This is a genomic window from Labrenzia sp. ATLA3 (assembly GCF_057180185.1).
The window spans coordinates 350,095-366,751 of the sequence record NZ_JBXUKV010000006.1 but is presented as its reverse complement, the minus strand read 5'-3'; the positions used below and the strand labels follow the sequence as shown (position 1 = coordinate 366,751).

The following is a 16,657-nucleotide window of genomic DNA, read 5'->3' as shown; positions in this document are numbered from 1 at the left end:
ATCAGGCAGCCTGCTCTTTCAGAATTTCAGTCAGTGCTGCGTCGATCTCGTCAATGGACGAGAACGATTTGCGGTTCAGCAGATGCTCCGGAAATTCGATGTCGAATTCTTCCTCGAGCGCCAGCATCACCTGGACGGACGCAAAGGACGACAGACCGGCATCATAGAGATCTGCACTGTCCGCGACATCGTCGATAGAAACCGGCAGATTGCCATGTTTCGCCAGGAGGGTCCGAATGGTCTGTTTCATTTTGTCCTTACCACTTTCTCACGGTTACGTTTGAGTCGGTCCTTGAGTGTCGAGGCATCATCTAGACCAAAAAACGATAAACTGTAATTAAAGGGCATGGTAAAAAATTACAAAAGACCAATCGTTAATGTTGATTAAGTCAAGGATTGTGCATCTGCTCAAGAAACGAGCAAATATTCGCCCCGCTTAGAAATTCTTCCGCTACGTTCGCTCACCTTAGCCGACGGAGCACCCCGTCGGTGAAAACAAGATCGTAAGAATACGTGCAGCACCTTGGCAGCGAAAGGCGGCCAAACTGACGGACTTTAGGGAAAGCGGGCCTCATTATTAGGATTCCGGCAGAAATTTCCTTACGGAAAGGCTGTGAAATCGATGTGCCCCACGGTGAGACTGAGATCCCCGGAGCTGATCTGCTCCTGCCGCAGCGACCACCATTGCGCCAGCTCCGCTTCGTCCAGCCCAACTTGCCTGCCGACATTTTGCCAACCTGCGAGCAGCTCGCTCTGGAAATTTGCCGACGCATGGTCTGCCTGCCAATCAGACCGGCCCTCGACCACCTTGTAACCGCGATCTTGAAACAGTTCGATGGCACGCCCGGCGGCAGCCGGACCGAGTGCGGGGCCAAACCCCTTGTCGGAAAGCTGATGGGTGTTGTGCGCGTCCAGAACCGCTGCATCGAAAGAAAGCTGCGGGGCGAAGACGGCGCGGCCATCATAGGTCAGACTCGCCAGAAACGGCTTTTTCGCCCGCACGACCTGATCGACCAGACGGACGAGAAACGGCTCCGAGACCAGATCCAGAAAGGCGGAGGTGGTCACCGCATCTACCTCGGCAAACGGAAGCTGTTCCAGATCCTTCGCAAGGTCGATTTGCCGCATCGTCACGCTGTCCTGCCAGCGTTGGCCGGCAACGTCCAGAAGGGCTGGATCGTAGTCGGTCAGAAGCCATTCCACCGAGCTGCCGACGGAACGGCCTTTGCTGCGTGAAAGCGCCGATACGGTCGAGCCGGCTCCGCTTGCAAGGTCCAGAAAACGTAAACGGTCACTGCCGAGAGCAGCAAAAAACGCGATTTCGACAGCCTCGTTACGAGCCGCGAGATCGATCGGCTCGCGCAAGGCCAGCCATTCAGGAGAAAAACCGGTCATTGGCTGGTATCCTCTAAGAGGTTTGCAAAGTGCCGTGCTGCGTCTGTCCAGTCCGGCAAGCGTTTCGCAGCCTTTCTGGCTTCAGCGCTCAATCTGTCACGCGCGCCTTGATCTGAAATCAGGGCCTCAAGAGCGCGCCGCAGGGCATCGACATCCTCGACGCCGCAGTAGATGGCGGCCCCTTCCGGCAGCGTTTCCTTTACGGCACCGCCACCGCTGCCGATCACCGGCAAACCATAGGCAAGCGCTTCCGTATAGGCCATGCCATAGCCTTCATACCGGCTCGCAAGAACGAAAATGTCAGCCGACCGGAAGAAACCAGCCAGGTCGTGCGCCTGAACGGCGCCGTGGAAGGTGACCCTGCCGGAAAGATCAAGCTCGCGGACCTGAGCCAGCAGCGCCTGGTAACAGGCAGGATCCGCTTCTAGCCCGCCGACAATATCCAGGTGCCAGGGCAGAGCCTTCAGGCTAACCAGGGCAGACAGCAACAGGTCATAGCCCTTGCGCGGCAGCAAGGTGCCGACTGACAGAAGCTGTATGGTGTCCTGCTCCAGGCGCTCAAATGGCTCAGGCTTGTCGGTTCCCGGCAGAACAGCCGTGATGCGATCCGGCGCGATGCCGAACAGATCGTCCACCTGCGTTCCCGTGGCAGGGCTGGTGACAATGATGTGGCGGGCGAACGCCAGAACGCTGTTCTCGCTCTGGAAAAGTGCCTCTGACTGTTCCTTTGACAGACCGTTTTCAAGGCATAGCGGGTGGTGCACCAGGGCAACCAGCTTGACCCGCTCGTGCAGCCGCTCCATGGCTTCCGACATCACACCGAGGGCCAGTCCGTCGACGACGACAAGCGATCCTTCCGGAACCGAGGACAGTTTGTATTCGGCATGGCGCAGCGTTTCGTCGGCAGGAAACGGAAAGCCTTCTCCAAGTGACACAAGATCGACGTCCCAGCCGAGTGCGCGCACCCCGGCTATAATCCTGCGATCATAGCCGTAGCCACCCGTCGGTGTGTTCAGGTCGCCTGGATAGGCAAAGACAAGCGAAGGCATAAGCTGTCAGATCCCGGCTTCGTACCAGGCGCGGGCGACGTGAGATTCGGAAATCGTCACGCGAATGGACTTCAGTTCCGATCCCGAACGACCCAGCCGATCCTCTCTTGCCGCTTTGGCCAGGTGGTCATGAATGTGTTTGGTGAGGAACTCGGTCGTGGTGTTGATGCCGGCAAATTCCGGAACCTCGTCGAGGTTCTTGTAGTTCAACGGCTGCAAGACCTCCTTCAAGGCTTCATGTGCCCGGCCGATATCGATCACCACGCCATTGGAATCGAGGTTTTCCGCCAGGAATGCGGCATCGATGACGAAGGTGGCGCCATGCAAAGCCTGGGCCGGGCCGAACAGCTCTCCCTTGAAGGAGTGGGCAATCATGACGTGATCGCGGACTTCAACTGCAAACATATTCTCATCCTGAATTTACGAGGAAAATTGAAAGGGGGTTCAAATGACGGCCTGGCTGGTTCCGTCATAGACAACAAGGGCGGCAAGCACATCCGACGCCTTGTCCAGCAAGCCGGGTAGCTGCTCTGGCAAATCCGGAAAGGCCACCTTGTGCGTGACCAGACAATCCAGCACCGGATCGGCCAGCAGGGCAAGAGCCGTTTCCAGCCTGCGGCGGAAGGTCCAGCGGGCCTGGCGCTCCACAGGGATGGTCCCAACCTGGCTCGAGACGAGCTTCAGTCGGCGGCAGTGAAAGTCCGCTCCGAGCGGGGCCGTGACCGCATGGGCACCATACCAGCTCATTTCGACGATCGATGTGCCATCGCCGGCACAGGCGAGCGCGGTGGCCAGGCCTGCCGATGTCGCACTTGTGTGAAAGACCAGATCCTGATCGACCGGCGCATCTTCCGGCAGTGCGAATTCCAAACCCAGCGCGATGGCAACTTTCGCCCGGTCAGGGTTTGTATCTACGACGGTTACCTTTGATCCGGGCAACCGTCCGGCAACGTATGCGGTCAGGAGACCGACGACACCACCACCGACCACGCAGATGTGATCCCCAGGTGATGGTTTTCCGTCCCATAACGCATTAAGTGCCGTCTCCATATTGGCCGCTAACACGGCCCTTTCGGCGGAAACGCCTTCGGGAACCGGTACGCATGCCGTGGAAGGGAGCGCAAAGACGCTTTGATGAGGGAAGAGAGAGAATACGAGGCGACCATCGAGATCCGGATCCCCAGCGAGGACCGTGCCGACGTTTGCGTAGCCGTATTTGACCGGAAACGGAAAATCCCCTTCCTGATGCGGCGCCCGCATGCGCTGCCATTCGCTCGACGGCACATCGCCGCGAAAGACAAGGCCTTCCGTTCCCCGGCTTATCCCGCTAAAGAGCGTTTCAATCAGCACTTCGCCGGTTTTCATCTTGTCCAAGGAAACAGTCTCCAGTCCGCATCGACCGGGTTCGATGTACCACAGCGCCTGTGGTTTGCCTGTGCGCGTGGTCACCGGTGTGTCAGCGGTCATCCTCTATCCTCAGTGGTCATCAACCCTTGCCTTCGTCAACGTTAGGACATTTTGACATGCGCACTATTGCGATGATCGCTCCAATTGGAAGTCAAAATAATGTTTCGGGTCTGTGACATGCCAAAATTCACTGGATCATTTTCAACCATGACCGCACGGCGCGCCACCTTCGCTGTCCTTCTCGGGCTCAGCTTTGCCGGCCTTGCCACCTTGATGACGCTGACGCTGTCTCCAGGAGGCTACACGGCGCTCGACCTTTTCATCCTGATCTGTTTCCTCGTCACCCTGCCCTGGACCATCATCGGCTTCTGGAACGCGGTGATCGGCCTTCTCATCATGCGGCTGTCGAAAAATCCGGCCGATGCGGTCTGCCCGATCGACCATGGCGACCCAGCGCAACCGCTGCGAAGCTCTACGGCGCTGCTGTCTTGCGTGCGCAACGAAGACACTGAAAGCCTGGAAACCAACCTCAACGCCATGGTGTCTCACCTAATACGCGCGGGCGAAGCGGACCGGTTCACCCTTTATGTACTGAGCGACACCAACATGGACGATGTTGCCCTTCAGGAGCAGCAGATGACTGCCCGGTTGAAGGATCGCTTCGAAGGCCAGGTGGACGTCGTCTACCGCCGGCGCACGGACAACCGCGGTTTCAAGGCTGGCAATATCGAAGATTTCTGCGATCGCTGGGGGGACCGTCACGAGTTCGCGCTTGTGCTTGATGCGGACAGCTACATGTCCGCCGAGGCCATTGTCGGCCTGGTGCGGCGTATGGAAGCCAATCCCCAACTTGGCATTCTGCAGAGCCTGGTGGTCGGCCTGCCGACGGACAGCGCCTTTGCACGTGTCTTCCAGTTCGGCATGCGACTCGGCATGCGCTCCTACACCATCGGCAGCGCCTGGTGGCAGGGCGATTGCGGACCGTACTGGGGCCACAACGCTATTCTGCGGATCAAACCGTTCAAGGAAAGGTGCCGCCTGCCGGAACTGCCGGGCAAGGGCCCGCTTTCAGGCACCATCCTTTCCCATGACCAGGTGGAAGCCGTGCTGATGCGCCGCGCCGGCTACGAGGTGCGTGTGCTGCCGCTGGAAACCGGCAGCTATGAAGCCAATCCGCCGCATCTGCTGGAGTTTATCCGCCGTGACCTGCGCTGGTGCCAGGGCAACCTGCAATACCGCCGGCTGATCGGGCTTCCCGGCCTCAAGCCTGTGAGCCGGATGCAGCTCGTGCTGGCCATCCTGATGTTTCTCGGTTCGCCCGCCTGGCTGGGCTTCATGACATCGGCGGCCGTCCTCGGCATGGTCACCGACTATATGCCCTACCGGCCAGATACCGGCGCCCTGCTCTTCTTCACGGTTCTGACGATGGTGTTCGCGCCGAAACTGGCAACGGTGGCCGATGTGCTAGCGCGGCCGGATCTGCGCAAGGCCTTTGGCGGACCAGTGCGTATCGTCCTCAGCGTTCTGGCGGAGATCGTCTATTCGGCGATGCTGGCACCGATCATGGCCGTGGCGCACTCGCTGTTCATGGGCGGGCTCCTGTTCGGCAAAACCATCGGCTGGGGCGCGCAGGCGCGCGGCGTGCAACGCCTGCCGGTGTTGCTGGCGGCGGGCAAGCTCTGGCCGCAGACACTTTTCGGGCTGGCTGGGTTCGCCTGGCTTTCCACACAGCCCATCGATCTGGTGTGGCCGGTCATTCCTGTCGCCATCGGGCCGCTGTTGGCCATTCTGATCGCTGTCGTCACGTCCACGAGAACGCTCGGGAAGATCGCAATCCGCTCCACCCTGTGGCGCATTCCTGAAGAGACAAGCCCGCCTGCGGAACTGGCCGACCTGCATCTTCCGGCCCTGACCAAAGGCGCGGTTTCCGCGCCGCAGCAAGGGCTCGTCCAGGGTGATGCCAATCCGGCGAAAGCCTGAGGCGCCATACACCACATAGCGCTTCCCGGCCGCGAGCAAGGCGCAGCCGGGAACAGCTTTTGACTTCAGGGCTGCTGCAAAACTTTCTGCGTGCAATGCCAGATCTCAGAACGTCAGGCCTCTGTCCGGAAGGATCAGGAGACGAGGACACACCGGCCCTCAGCACCACTGCGATCCAGCCATTTGAACATGAGAGCGCCTACAAACCAAAAGACCGGCCACGTGGCCGGTCTTTTGCATCTGAGACTTTGAACGGATCAAGCCGCGTTGGAAGATGCCAGCGGCTGGGTCAAGAAACCATAGATCTCCTGCGCATCATGGGACGCGCGAATGCCCTGGGTGACGGAGCTGTCGCGAAGTTGACGCGCGATGCGGGCCAGCGCCTTGAGGTGGTCGGCACCAGCGCCTTCCGGCGCCAGAAGCAGAAACACCAGATCGACCGGCTCGTCGTCGAGAGCATCGAAATCCACTGGTTTGTCCAGCTTCGCGAACAATCCGACCAAACGGTCGAGCCGTGTCAGCTTGCCGTGCGGGATCGCGATGCCGTGACCGACACCTGTAGACCCCAGTCTCTCGCGCTGAAGAAGCGTGTCGAATATTTCCCGTTCGGAAAGCCCGGTCTGTTCAGACGCCTTTCCGGCGAGTTCCTGAATTGCCTGTTTTTTGCTTTTGGCCTTGAGCCCGGCAATTACCGCGTCTTTACCCAGAAGATCACCAAGATCCATTAGTCCGCCTACAAGTTTCAGAAGCCGGCTTCCCTGAGGAAGCCGACCCCATCCGCATCCTTATTCGGCAGCCTGCGTGGCTACCAATGCTGGGTCTATCCAGCCAATATTGCCGTCTGGCCTACGATAGACAACATTGACTCCGCCGTTTGCCGCATTTTTGAACAGCACGACCGGCGCTTCGGTCAAATCCAGCTCCATTACCGCCATGCCGACGGTCATCGTCTTAACTTTTGCGGAAGTCTCGGCAATCACCAGCGGATTGAAATCCACCGGCACTTCCTCGTCTTCCTCAGGCGAAGCAAGCACATAAGATGCCGCTTCGAGAGCGTCACGCTCGTGGCCGTTGTGGCCGTGATGGTCCTTCAGCTTGCGCTTATAGCGGCGAAGCCGCTTTTCGATCTTGTCCGCAGCCATATCGAAACTGGCGCGCGGGTCCTGATCCTGCGCGGACACTTGAAGCACAATACCGGTGTCCAAATGCAGGTTGCATTCAGACTTGAAGCCTGTGCCCTCCCTGCTGAGTGTAACGTGGCCTGTGAATCCGCCTGTAAAGTACTTTTCCAGTGCATCATCGATTCGGTCTGTGATGTGGACACGCAGTGCATCGCCTACATCGACATTCTTACCCGAAATCCGCAAAGCCATGGGGACCTCTTCTTTTTCTATTGACCGTTAGGTCACCGGCGTTGCCACCGGTGTTGAAACGCGAGACGTTTCAAGCTTACAGAATGGACCAGTCAGCGCCGAAGCGCCATCCCCTGTTTACGTCACGAGGGCGGTGCTATAATTGCGCTCGCTCAAAGAGTCAATTGTTTATGAATTAAAGAAACAAACGGGAAAAAGCCTTGCGTAATTGCCTTGTATTGTTTCAGTGGAAATCTCTGAAACATTTTAAATGTTGCACTATTGAACCCTAAAGGCAGATCGCATCAGGACTTATAGCCGCACGTTTTTTTCCCGCCGACGCTGAACGGACGAGCCGATCTTCATGGCTTCACGGTATTTGGCTACCGTTCTCCGGGCAATATCGACACCATCGTCCTTCAAAATTTTGACAATCGTATCGTCGGATAGAATCGCTTTCGGATCCTCGGCATCAATCATCTGCTTGATCCGGTGCCGGACCGACTCGGCCGAATGGGCATCGCCGCCTACCGTTGCGGAAATGGCCGACGAGAAGAAGTATTTCAGCTCGTAAATGCCACGTGGGGTCGCCATGAACTTGTTCGACGTTACGCGGCTGACCGTCGATTCGTGCATGCCGATCGCTTCCGCGACCGTCTTCAGGTTGAGCGGTCGCAAATGAGCGATGCCGTAGGTCAGGAACCCGTCCTGCTGGCGCACGATTTCCGTCGACACCTTCAGGATCGTGCGGGCGCGCTGATCAAGGCTCTTGGCCAGCCAGTTGGCCGTCTGCAACGAGTCGGTGAGATATTCCTTCTCGGTTTCGTTGCGGGTCGTCTTGATGACTTTGGCATAATAGGTCTGATTGACGAGCACCTTCGGCAAGGTGTCGGAATTCAGCTCGATCGCCCAGGTGCCGTCGTTGGCCGGACGCACGAACACATCCGGCACCACCGGCTGCACCAGCGCCGAACCGAAAAGGCTGCCTGGCTTGGGATCGAGGGCGCGGATTTCCGCGATCATTTCGACCAGGTCTTCGTCATCGACGCCACAGACCTTGCGCAGCCCCGGCAAGTCGCGTCTCGCCAGCAGTTCAATGTTGTCGATCAGCGCTTCCATGGCGGGATCAAAGCGGTTCTTGTCGATGAGCTGCAGCTTCAGGCATTCGGCCAGGTTCCGCGCGAACACGCCGGCGGGTTCGAAAGTCTGCAGGACTGCGAGAACGCTTTCCAGCCGCTCCGTCTCGACCCCCAGCTGCTCTGCCGTTTCGTCGAAATCCAGATAGAGATAGCCGTTCTCATCAAGCGAGTTGATCAGATGTGTCGCAATCAGCTTGTCGGCCTCCTCGCCGATCGCAAGATGCATCTGCTCTTCCAGGGTCGTGACAAGAGAGGCTTCGTCGGCAACGAAAGCCTCCAGATTATAATCATCAGATGCGCCGCTGCTGCCAGTGTTCTTGTAGCTGTCGCCAGCCTTCAGGAGCGCGGGATCGGGCGATGCGGGTACACCCGGCTCGTCGGGAAAGACGTTGCCGAGATCGGTATCCATTCGCGACGCAATGGCTTCCGACCCGGTTTCCAGGTCGCTCTGCATCCAGTCGCCAGTGCCAGGCTCTTCAGTCTGATGGTTCTGAGTATCAGTGCCCTCGCCGAACGCATCCGCCGTAGCTTCGGCGCCGCCCTCAGGTCCCCCTTCGGCAATGTCGCTCTTTTCCAGAAGCGGATTACGCTCCAGCTCGGCTTCGACATAGGCAACCAGGTCGAGATTGGACATTTGCAACAGCTTGATCGCCTGCATCAGCTGCGGCGTCATGATCAGCGACTGACTTTGCCGCATCTCCAGCTTGGTTGAAATGGCCATTGAGTTCCCAGGCAAGCGTTATTTCAAGTTGGTCTGCTTTTTGCTTATTCGTTGCAGTCCAAGTGTATAACGTAGCTGGCAGCATGTCATCAAAGCGTAAATTGTTCACCCAGATAAAGCCGGCGCACGTCCGGATTGGTGACAATTTCCTGCGGCAACCCTTCCGTCAGCACCTCGCCTGAGGCAATGATATAGGCCCGGTCGATCAGGCCGAGAGTCTCGCGAACGTTGTGATCGGTGATCAAAACCCCAATGCCACGCTTGGTCAGATGCCGAACGAGCTGCTGAATGTCGCCGACAGCGATCGGATCGATACCCGCGAAGGGTTCATCAAGAAGCATGAAGGACGGCCGGCTTGCCAGCGCGCGGGCAATTTCGACGCGGCGGCGTTCACCACCGGACAGCGCGATACTGGGTGACTTTCGCAAGTGGGTAAGCCCGAACTCGGCCAGCAGCGAATCAAGTTCCTCACGGCGTTTCTGCCGGTTCGGCTCAATCACCTCCAGAACGGCCCGGATGTTTTCTTCCACCGTCAAGCCGCGAAAGATGGATGCTTCCTGCGGCAGATAGCCGATACCGAGGCGGGCACGGCGATACATCGGCATCCGGGTGATATTGAAACCTTCCAGCGAAATCTGGCCCTGATCCGGACGGATCAGACCGGTGATCATGTAGAAGGTTGTGGTCTTGCCGGCCCCGTTCGGGCCCAAAAGGCCGACGGCCTCACCCGGTTTCACTGTCAGGCTGACGTATTTCACCACCTGTCGGCGACCATAGGTCTTGCCGATGCCTTCAACGACCAGCGCCTGCGACAAGTCTTCGCCATCATGGGCGGGATCCGGCATGCTTCCCTGCAATCCGTTATTCTCCGAAGGCGTTCTTTTCACTGGCCTGCCGTCCATCCGATCATTGCCGCAGCTTCACATAAGGTCTGCGACCGACGCTGTCGAGTCGGACCAGCCGTCAAACTCAGTTGCCGGTTTGGTCGTTGTTCACACTGTTGGGCTGAATGCGTACCTTGACGCGGCCGCTGCCCTGCCCCGCCACCTTGCCGCCACCGGCGCTCAGGTTGGCCTTGCCGGTCTTCAGATTCACGGTGAGTTTGTTACCGACGACAACGTTCGGCCCCTGCTTGAGCACGACTTCCCGCCCGGTCATGACCATGACTTCCTGGTTCATGTCGAAACTGGCTTCATCGCCCTTCGCGGTCTGGTCCTTGGACGTGATGAAAACGCCACCTTCCGCTTCCAGCTTGGAAATCCGCTGCTGAGCGGTGCTGTCTTCGGTCTTTTCGGCACCGGAACCAACGTAATACACCTTGAGCCGCTCAGTCTTGAGCGTGGTTTCGCCCTGCGTCACCAGAACATCGCCAACGAAGGTCGCGGTGTTGTTGTTGTCTTCGACCCGCAGCTCACTTGCTTCGATCTCGATCGGTTCGCCTTCACTCGACCCGAAGCCCGCGAAGGCGTCGGAGAAGGTCTGGGCATGGGCCGAACCGGCAATAAGGGCGGCAGCGGCGGCAATCGTCATGCGTTTCAGAAAAGTCATCTCTTACTGTCCTTGCGAAGCAGGATTGAGGGTCATCTTGATGCCATCGGAAAACCTGACGATTCCCTTGGCCTTATCATAATCGAGTTTGCCCGCCACGATACGGCCTTGATCCGACCGGATGGACACGACATTCGAAGTCTTCAAGGCTCCGTTGGTGAGATCTATCTCCACATCGGACAAATCAACCGTGTAGCCTTCGCTCCACTCAAGCTGAATGCCTTCGAACAGCCGCAGCCTTTCCGTGGCATTGTTATATGTGCCCTTCAGCGCCACGATCTGCGCGCTCTGATCCTTGCTCAGCGTAATGTCGGCCAGAATGGTTTCCAGATCGATGATCCGTGGATCGCTGAGACGCTGGATCGCACGGTTGGCTGTTACCCGGTAAGACCGCTCGCCGTCGTGCCCCGAGAGCTCCGGCTGGTCCATCACCAGCCCTTCGCTGGTCAGCATCACGTTGGTGGCACCAAACCCGCTGAGCACATTGAACAGGACCACCAGCCCCACCATGGCGGCCAGGATCAACAGTCCAATGCCTGGAAAGAGCCAACGCATGATGCGCACCATGATGCTGTGCCGACGCGCAGCCCTTTGGGCGCGGCTCAAAGGCCGCCTGGCTGAATGCCCGTGCATGTGATCGCCAACAGCGCTCAATCCATTCTCCGAAACCGTGTGCCCGATGCCCTGTCGCCAGGGCCCTTACGAATGGGCGAAAATATCGTTTTCTTCCCAGCCCTTCAGATCGAGTTCCGCCCGCATCGGCAGGAAGTCGAAACAGGCCCGGGCAATATGACTGCGTTCCTCACGCTCCAGCATCATTTCCAGCCGTTCCTTCAAGGCGTGCAGATGAAGCACGTCCGAAGCCGCGTAGGCCAGTTGCGCATCGCTCAAGGTCTCCGCCGCCCAATCCGAGCTCTGCTGCTGCTTGGACAGCTCCACCCCGAGAAGCTCTCGCGTGATATCCTTCAATCCGTGGCGATCCGTATAGGTCCGAACCAGTTTGGATGCGATTTTCGTGCACCACACTGGCGACACCCGAATGTTCAGATAGTGCTGAAGCACCGCAACATCAAACCGGGCGAAGTGGAATATCTTGGGTTTGGATGCATCCGTCATGAGCGCGGCGAGGTTCGGCGCCTCGCTCTGGCCCCGTGCGATCTGGACCACATCAGCGGTTCCGTCGCCCGGAGACAGCTGCACAACGCACAACCGGTCGCGATGCGGGTTAAGCCCGAGGGTCTCGGAATCGACCGCCACCGCGTTTGCCGTTTCATAGGCTTTCAGATCGGGCAGATCGCCCTTGTGATAGCGGATGGTCATGACGTTTCGTCTCCTCTGGCCTGTCCCAGGCGCAGTTTCTGCCGACGTTCCTGCCGTGCTGAACCGGCTGGACACCGCGCTTATGTCTTCAATTGTCCTACCTGCATTTATGCGATGACACATGAACACAGGTTGAACGCAATAAATGCTGTTGTCTGCCGGCTGCCCACAACGGGCACATGGCAGGTCGCTTACCTGAATACGTTTTCCGTCAGGTAAAACATGCAGCGGGATGAGGCAAGCCGATTGACCGCAGAACCATGCCGATGCGTGGAGAGAATGCTATTTCTTGATACGAAAAACTTCGTGGCAGCTCTTGCAGGTTGCTGCCAATTTGCCGAAAGCACCCGCAATTTCCTTCTTGCCCTCACCGGCTTCCGCCACCCTCTTCAGGGCAAGCGCCGCCGCCTTCATGTTCTCCGCGGAGGCAGAAAATGCAGGCCATTTCTTCCAGATTTCCGGGCTCGCCTCGGTCGGTGCATGATCACTGCCTTCCGGAAACAGGGCCGTTAGCCTATCGCCCGCGTGTGCTGCGATGGCATCGCCTGCATCTATCACCAGATCCGGATTCAAGGCGGAGCTGCCTTTCAGCATGGTCCCGATGGATTTCATGTTGCGGCTGATGTCCGACATCACATCCATACGTTCCTTGACGATGCCGCTTGCGCCGCCATGGCCAAAGGCAGCTCCCGCAGACATCAAGCCGGCCCAAAGCACAAACGCTGCTCCCCCAATCCGCATCCACTTCCCCTTGCTTTCAAGTCGATCCCGTTTTTTCGCTGCAGTGCACGAACATAGACAAGAATTTCGCATATGCGCCTGGCGAAAGCCATCCACGGGCGGCACATCGCCAAATGACCCTTGATGGGAGCGCGCGCCGCGTGTCACAGCCAGCAGGAAAGCGCCATCGGACTGATGGCCAGGTTCATAAATCTTGCGAACAAGCGGCGGGCCTATGCCGTCGCGCCCATCGGCGCCCTCGCCATGGCGACTCGCACAGTTTTCGCGAAAAAGCGCTTCGCCACCAGCGCGTTTCCTTCCTACGACAGGACCTGAACCTCGACCACCGCAGCTCCGTTGACAGCAGGTGGCTGGTCTTTCTCCGATAAGAGACCCCAAAACAATATGGCCAGAACAATGGCCGACAGTGCCGCTGAAACGATCAGAAAGCCCTTACGCATCAGGTGTGCCCATTGCTCTCGTCCGTTTGGCCGGGATCGTGCTGGCCCGACAAGTCATCGATTATGGGGCAGTCGGGCCGGTCATCGCCATGGCAGGCCGTCACCAGTTCCGACAGCACTTTTCTCAGAGATCGCAATTCCTCGATCTTGCGATCCACTTCTCTGATCTTTGCGTGCGTGATCGCCTTCACATCGGCGCTTGCCCGGTTGCGATCCTCATAAAGAGAGAGGAGTTCCCGGCATTCCTCGATGGAGAACCCAAGACTGCGCGCCCTTTGAAGGAACTTCAGACGCTGGAGGTCCGTGTCAACAAAATCACGATACCCGTTTTCGCTGCGCAGCGGTCGAACAAGACCGATATCCTCGTAGTAGCGGATCGTCTTGACCGGCAATCCGCTGTGTTCCGAAGCCTCACCGATATTCATGTTCCGTTTCCTTAAAGCGTCAGCCGTGCAGGCTTTGCCCGTTGCAGGTGGGTCCAACCGAAGACAGGTTCATGGGAGCCTTGGCACCCGCATAATACGCGCTCAGATGGAGCTCTCATTTCTCCACGAGATAATCCTTCCAGTTGCTGGAAGGTCAAGGGAAGGCTCCCCAACTTCAGCTCTCTTAGACGTCGAGATGTCCGAAGACGCAGCAGCCTGGCAACGCGAAGGCGAGTCCAGCGTCATTCTTTGAACGAATAAAGTGAGACTTCACACACTGTTAACCATAAATTGCAATACCTGATACACCCATAGCGCGCATATCCGCGTCTTCCTACAAGCGGTGTTTCAGCCATGAAAAGACCTTTTCAGTCCCTTCCGATTGCGGCCTTCCTGGCGCTTTCTTCGGCGCCCCTTGCCTCCGCTGCCGATCTCTACTCGGGCCCCTCGGGCTCCGGCGAGCTTTATCAGACATCCACGCTGCGGGGCAGCATTGGCCTGCGCTACTGGTACAGCCAGTCGCGCTCCGACCTGGATAACAGCGGGTTCGACATTTCCAGCACGGACAATGTCACCTCGAACACGGCTGAACTGGTCGGGACGCTTGAAGACACCACGGCCAATACCTTCGTCAGAGGGTATGTCGGCCTTGGCCGAAGCAATGGCGGCGATGTGCATTTCTCAGGCTATGAGATGGACAACACCGATGAGACGTCTCTTGGATATGTCGTTATCGACGGTGGCTGGGGCTTCGCGCAATTTGCCAACAATCAGGTGCGGCTGAAAGGGTTTGTCGGCTACCAGTACCTCTCCGACGACGTTTCCGCGCAATACGGGAACCTGACCGTCGAACAGTCCCGCGATTGGCACGCGATCCGCCTGGGCATGACTGCTGAAGGCGATTTGGGCCAACGTGTCGGTTGGTCCGTCGATGTGGCAGGCGTCCCCTGGAGCTACAACAAGATCGAGACCTGGGAGAGCGACTGGACCTATGGCCTGGAAGCCGACGCGATGCTGAATGTCGATCTCACCCAGAACTGGCAGCTCGGGGTCGGCGGCCGCTACTGGTGGCTCCACTCGAATTTCGACCGCAGATATGTCGTCACTGGCGAGAAAGTGGTTCTCGACCAGAACTATCACCGCTACGGCCTGCTGCTGGAAAGCAGATACACGTTCTAGAAACCGGCCAGGCAGCCCCCCGTCCAACATCAGAAAGGTCCGCTCACGCGGGCCTTTTTCGTATAAACCGATGACACAGGAACCGCATGCCCCACAGAAAAGATCCCGAGATGCCGAACAATCTTGCCGTCACCTATCTTTTTCTCATTGCGGCCATCGTTGCCGAGGTGATCGCAACCTCAGCACTGGCAAAAACCGAAAATTTCACCCGGCTGCTGCCATCGCTCATCACCATAGCCGGCTATGCGATCTCTTTCTGGCTGCTGTCCCACCCGATTCGCGTTTTGCCGACGGGAATCGTCTACGCAATCTGGTCCGGAGCCGGCATCGTGCTGATAACCCTGGTCGCCTGGCTGGTCTTCGGCCAAAAGCTCGATCTTCCCGCCCTGATCGGCCTCGGACTGATCCTGGCCGGGGTGCTGATCATCAATGTTTTCTCGAAATCAGTAACTCACTAGGCAGAAACGCCAGGCAGGTCCAGAAACGAAAAAAGCTCCGGAAAACCGGAGCTTTTTTAGAGTGTTTCGGACCTTGGTAGTGTGTCCAAAACCGGTATTTGGTGCCAGGAGAGGCATGTGATTTAGTCAATAATCATTTGTTTTATATGAGTATTTTTTTGTTCGATTTTCAAAAGACCAACAGAAAGACCAACAAATTTTCAACTGATAAAAAAGAAAACGCGGTTACATATCGGAAAAATGTTACACTGAGCTCTCATTCACGCCGGTAGGCTTCAATGAGATTGATCGTCGGAATCGTACTGCCCTCTCGCCCATTCGAAAACCCTCGCCTGCTGCTCGCGCAAAAAGCCTTCCTCATCGGCAACTGCGTAGCCAAGCTCCTTTGCAGCAGTTACGAACCCCTTGAGCGTCTGGGACTCCATCTCACCGGTGTCGACATTCTTCTGATTGACGACGATCGCACTTAGCAGCGGCCAGCCACGTCGGTGGGAATATTCAATGAGGTCTCCAAGATGAGTGTTCATTGCATAGTGAACCTTGGACCAGTCAGTACCGCTTTCCTCTGCGAGCTGCTTGTAGGATAGGAAGCGCCCCTCCCGTGCTGCACAGGCAACCGCGCGCATGGTCGTGTCGAAGTCGAGGCCCTGACCTTTCCGACGGCTCCACTCCTCTAGCAGCTCAGGATACGCAGTATCGTCTGTTCTTTTGAGGCGACGATAATTCCCGATGAGATTCTTGAGCTCCTCGTCCGTCAACTGGTCTGGCGGTTTCATCAAAAACCTCCGGCGTCGGCCGCAGGTAAACTCGGCAGCCCCTCCAGCCATTCGCTATGATTTCCACTGTGATTGGCCATTCCGGGTTTCGTCATCACTCCCTTTGGCACTGCGTAACTGACGATCCTGCGCTCCGGGCTCTGTCGCCAATTGATGTTGACTGCCCACTGCCTGGGAAAGAACCAGAGCGAGTTATAGGGCAGGTGATCATGGATCCACCAGGCAAGCCTCTGCCAATCCCCTTCGTCCTGGTAGCGGTCCCAAAACCAGGGTACAACGACACAGGCGGTAGCTCCCAAGCGCCCTTCTGCGTCCCGAAAGTCCCAGATGTGATCGGCATAGTTGGCCTCGTTGCTTGCGCAATTATGGCCCTTCTCATTGCCGAAGGCGTTGACTTCAGGCGAACGGTAAGCTGAGCGGATAGCAATATGCCCGAATGCCGAGCGAAGCGGCTCCAGCAGCTGCTCACAAAGCTGAGTTCCGGCCTCTACAGCAGCATCGGGATAGTGCGGGAGATTTGGCATTCCATAGAAATTGGAAATCTCGGAATATAGGAAATCTCGCATATAGAAGTGCTCTGACAGGCGTACCCTCCCGAGTTCCTCAAGTGCCTTCATCGATCCCGGTTGCTTCATCATCCGCCTCGTTACTTTGGCCCGCAATCGTCTCATCAACCGGTCGGCACTAAAGAGGCCCCGTCTCAGAATAAATGCCTTGGGCACTTCAG

At 57.6% G+C, this 16,657-nt stretch carries 20 protein-coding genes; 4 read left to right on the top strand and 16 right to left on the bottom strand.

Annotated elements, in window-relative coordinates; genetic code table 11:
• Position 1: 1 nt before the first annotated feature.
• The 5 genes from AC2A6O_RS18350 to AC2A6O_RS18330 all read right to left on the bottom strand — a co-directional run bounded on the left by AC2A6O_RS18350 (position 2) and on the right by AC2A6O_RS18330 (position 3,911).
• A complete protein-coding gene (locus AC2A6O_RS18350) occupies positions 2-250 on the bottom strand; it encodes an acyl carrier protein (RefSeq protein WP_148584746.1) in 249 nt (82 codons plus the stop codon).
• 350 nt (positions 251-600) lie between these two features.
• Positions 601-1,395 (bottom strand): class I SAM-dependent methyltransferase, encoded by a 795-nt coding sequence (locus tag AC2A6O_RS18345; RefSeq protein WP_498929223.1) that lies wholly within the window; start codon positions 1,393-1,395, stop codon positions 601-603.
• On the bottom strand, positions 1,392-2,444 hold the full coding sequence (locus tag AC2A6O_RS18340; protein WP_498929221.1) for a glycosyltransferase family 4 protein: 1,053 nt from the start codon (positions 2,442-2,444) through the stop codon (positions 1,392-1,394). Before AC2A6O_RS18340 ends, AC2A6O_RS18345 begins: the two co-directional genes overlap by 4 nt.
• A 6-nt stretch (positions 2,445-2,450) precedes the next feature.
• Entirely contained in the window at positions 2,451-2,849 is a 399-nt protein-coding gene (locus tag AC2A6O_RS18335) for a 6-pyruvoyl trahydropterin synthase family protein (RefSeq protein WP_498929219.1), read from the bottom strand.
• Between the two features lie 39 nt (positions 2,850-2,888).
• Entirely contained in the window at positions 2,889-3,911 is a 1,023-nt protein-coding gene (locus AC2A6O_RS18330) for a zinc-dependent alcohol dehydrogenase (RefSeq protein ID WP_498929217.1), read from the bottom strand.
• 147 nt (positions 3,912-4,058) lie between these two features.
• On the opposite strand from AC2A6O_RS18330, the gene mdoH reads away from it, so the two are divergent.
• A complete protein-coding gene (gene mdoH / locus AC2A6O_RS18325) occupies positions 4,059-5,831 on the top strand; it encodes a glucans biosynthesis glucosyltransferase MdoH (protein WP_498929215.1) in 1,773 nt (590 codons plus the stop codon).
• 257 nt (positions 5,832-6,088) lie between these two features.
• Here the strand turns inward: mdoH and ptsN are convergent, their stop codons facing one another.
• The 8 genes from ptsN to AC2A6O_RS18285 form a co-directional block, all read right to left on the bottom strand.
• Positions 6,089-6,556, bottom strand: coding sequence for a PTS IIA-like nitrogen regulatory protein PtsN (ptsN, locus tag AC2A6O_RS18320; RefSeq protein ID WP_148584752.1), 468 nt, complete (start codon positions 6,554-6,556; stop codon positions 6,089-6,091).
• A gap of 60 nt (positions 6,557-6,616) precedes the next feature.
• On the bottom strand, positions 6,617-7,204 hold the full coding sequence (gene hpf, locus AC2A6O_RS18315) for a ribosome hibernation-promoting factor, HPF/YfiA family (protein ID WP_148584753.1): 588 nt from the start codon (positions 7,202-7,204) through the stop codon (positions 6,617-6,619).
• A 291-nt stretch (positions 7,205-7,495) separates the two neighbouring features.
• Positions 7,496-9,043 (bottom strand): RNA polymerase factor sigma-54, encoded by a 1,548-nt coding sequence (gene rpoN, locus AC2A6O_RS18310; protein ID WP_498929212.1) that lies wholly within the window; start codon positions 9,041-9,043, stop codon positions 7,496-7,498.
• Positions 9,044-9,132: 89 nt separating this feature from the next.
• On the bottom strand, positions 9,133-9,888 hold the full coding sequence (lptB, locus tag AC2A6O_RS18305) for an LPS export ABC transporter ATP-binding protein (RefSeq protein WP_205514041.1): 756 nt from the start codon (positions 9,886-9,888) through the stop codon (positions 9,133-9,135).
• Between the two features lie 124 nt (positions 9,889-10,012).
• On the bottom strand, positions 10,013-10,591 hold the full coding sequence (locus AC2A6O_RS18300; protein WP_148584756.1) for an LptA/OstA family protein: 579 nt from the start codon (positions 10,589-10,591) through the stop codon (positions 10,013-10,015).
• Between the two features lie 3 nt (positions 10,592-10,594).
• Positions 10,595-11,146: an LPS export ABC transporter periplasmic protein LptC gene (gene lptC, locus AC2A6O_RS18295; RefSeq protein ID WP_498929209.1), complete on the bottom strand. Its 552-nt coding sequence runs from the start codon at positions 11,144-11,146 to the stop codon at positions 10,595-10,597.
• 144 nt (positions 11,147-11,290) lie between these two features.
• Positions 11,291-11,911: a ribonuclease D gene (locus tag AC2A6O_RS18290; protein ID WP_148584757.1), complete on the bottom strand. Its 621-nt coding sequence runs from the start codon at positions 11,909-11,911 to the stop codon at positions 11,291-11,293.
• Positions 11,912-12,193: 282 nt separating this feature from the next.
• Positions 12,194-12,610 (bottom strand): c-type cytochrome, encoded by a 417-nt coding sequence (locus tag AC2A6O_RS18285; RefSeq protein ID WP_498929207.1) that lies wholly within the window; start codon positions 12,608-12,610, stop codon positions 12,194-12,196.
• Between the two features lie 165 nt (positions 12,611-12,775).
• Between AC2A6O_RS18285 and AC2A6O_RS18280 the strand changes: the two genes are divergently transcribed.
• Entirely contained in the window at positions 12,776-12,967 is a 192-nt protein-coding gene (locus AC2A6O_RS18280) for a hypothetical protein (RefSeq protein WP_498929205.1), read from the top strand.
• 124 nt (positions 12,968-13,091) lie between these two features.
• Here AC2A6O_RS18280 and cueR read toward each other — a convergent pair whose 3' ends face one another.
• The gene (gene cueR / locus AC2A6O_RS18275) at positions 13,092-13,517 is read right to left on the bottom strand and encodes a Cu(I)-responsive transcriptional regulator (protein ID WP_498929203.1); all 426 of its coding nucleotides are present in this window, start codon (positions 13,515-13,517) and stop codon (positions 13,092-13,094) included.
• A gap of 354 nt (positions 13,518-13,871) precedes the next feature.
• Between cueR and AC2A6O_RS18270 the strand changes: the two genes are divergently transcribed.
• Both AC2A6O_RS18270 and AC2A6O_RS18265 read left to right on the top strand, forming a co-directional pair.
• A complete protein-coding gene (locus AC2A6O_RS18270) occupies positions 13,872-14,696 on the top strand; it encodes a hypothetical protein (protein WP_498929201.1) in 825 nt (274 codons plus the stop codon).
• A gap of 110 nt (positions 14,697-14,806) precedes the next feature.
• Complete coding sequence (locus AC2A6O_RS18265; RefSeq protein WP_148584762.1) at positions 14,807-15,154, top strand: SMR family transporter; 348 nt, start codon at positions 14,807-14,809, stop codon at positions 15,152-15,154.
• A gap of 275 nt (positions 15,155-15,429) precedes the next feature.
• On the opposite strand, the gene AC2A6O_RS18260 is transcribed toward AC2A6O_RS18265, so the two are convergent.
• Together AC2A6O_RS18260 and AC2A6O_RS18255 are read right to left on the bottom strand one after the other, a co-directional pair.
• A complete protein-coding gene (locus AC2A6O_RS18260; RefSeq protein WP_498929199.1) occupies positions 15,430-15,930 on the bottom strand; it encodes a hypothetical protein in 501 nt (166 codons plus the stop codon).
• Positions 15,930-16,565, bottom strand: a complete 636-nt coding sequence (locus AC2A6O_RS18255) for a hypothetical protein (protein WP_498929463.1) — start codon at positions 16,563-16,565, stop codon at positions 15,930-15,932. The genes AC2A6O_RS18260 and AC2A6O_RS18255 overlap by 1 nt, the downstream gene beginning before the upstream one ends.
• Positions 16,566-16,657: the final 92 nt, after the last annotated feature.

What these genes read in the sequence shown, in the direction of transcription:
- AC2A6O_RS18350 (WP_148584746.1), bottom strand. Translation starts at nt 250, where the DNA reads ATGAAACAGACCATTCGGACCCTCCTGGCGAAACATGGCAATCTGCCG.
- AC2A6O_RS18345 (WP_498929223.1), bottom strand. Translation starts at nt 1,395, where the DNA reads ATGACCGGTTTTTCTCCTGAATGGCTGGCCTTGCGCGAGCCGATCGAT.
- AC2A6O_RS18340 (WP_498929221.1), bottom strand. Translation starts at nt 2,444, where the DNA reads ATGCCTTCGCTTGTCTTTGCCTATCCAGGCGACCTGAACACACCGACG.
- AC2A6O_RS18335 (WP_498929219.1), bottom strand. Translation starts at nt 2,849, where the DNA reads ATGTTTGCAGTTGAAGTCCGCGATCACGTCATGATTGCCCACTCCTTC.
- AC2A6O_RS18330 (WP_498929217.1), bottom strand. Translation starts at nt 3,911, where the DNA reads ATGACCGCTGACACACCGGTGACCACGCGCACAGGCAAACCACAGGCG.
- mdoH (WP_498929215.1), top strand. Translation starts at nt 4,059, where the DNA reads ATGACCGCACGGCGCGCCACCTTCGCTGTCCTTCTCGGGCTCAGCTTT.
- ptsN (WP_148584752.1), bottom strand. Translation starts at nt 6,556, where the DNA reads ATGGATCTTGGTGATCTTCTGGGTAAAGACGCGGTAATTGCCGGGCTC.
- hpf (WP_148584753.1), bottom strand. Translation starts at nt 7,204, where the DNA reads ATGGCTTTGCGGATTTCGGGTAAGAATGTCGATGTAGGCGATGCACTG.
- rpoN (WP_498929212.1), bottom strand. Translation starts at nt 9,043, where the DNA reads ATGGCCATTTCAACCAAGCTGGAGATGCGGCAAAGTCAGTCGCTGATC.
- lptB (WP_205514041.1), bottom strand. Translation starts at nt 9,888, where the DNA reads ATGCCGGATCCCGCCCATGATGGCGAAGACTTGTCGCAGGCGCTGGTC.
- AC2A6O_RS18300 (WP_148584756.1), bottom strand. Translation starts at nt 10,591, where the DNA reads ATGACTTTTCTGAAACGCATGACGATTGCCGCCGCTGCCGCCCTTATT.
- lptC (WP_498929209.1), bottom strand. Translation starts at nt 11,146, where the DNA reads ATGCGTTGGCTCTTTCCAGGCATTGGACTGTTGATCCTGGCCGCCATG.
- AC2A6O_RS18290 (WP_148584757.1), bottom strand. Translation starts at nt 11,911, where the DNA reads ATGACCATCCGCTATCACAAGGGCGATCTGCCCGATCTGAAAGCCTAT.
- AC2A6O_RS18285 (WP_498929207.1), bottom strand. Translation starts at nt 12,610, where the DNA reads ATGTCTGCGGGAGCTGCCTTTGGCCATGGCGGCGCAAGCGGCATCGTC.
- AC2A6O_RS18280 (WP_498929205.1), top strand. Translation starts at nt 12,776, where the DNA reads ATGGGAGCGCGCGCCGCGTGTCACAGCCAGCAGGAAAGCGCCATCGGA.
- cueR (WP_498929203.1), bottom strand. Translation starts at nt 13,517, where the DNA reads ATGAATATCGGTGAGGCTTCGGAACACAGCGGATTGCCGGTCAAGACG.
- AC2A6O_RS18270 (WP_498929201.1), top strand. Translation starts at nt 13,872, where the DNA reads ATGAAAAGACCTTTTCAGTCCCTTCCGATTGCGGCCTTCCTGGCGCTT.
- AC2A6O_RS18265 (WP_148584762.1), top strand. Translation starts at nt 14,807, where the DNA reads ATGCCGAACAATCTTGCCGTCACCTATCTTTTTCTCATTGCGGCCATC.
- AC2A6O_RS18260 (WP_498929199.1), bottom strand. Translation starts at nt 15,930, where the DNA reads ATGAAACCGCCAGACCAGTTGACGGACGAGGAGCTCAAGAATCTCATC.
- AC2A6O_RS18255 (WP_498929463.1), bottom strand. Translation starts at nt 16,565, where the DNA reads ATGAAGCAACCGGGATCGATGAAGGCACTTGAGGAACTCGGGAGGGTA.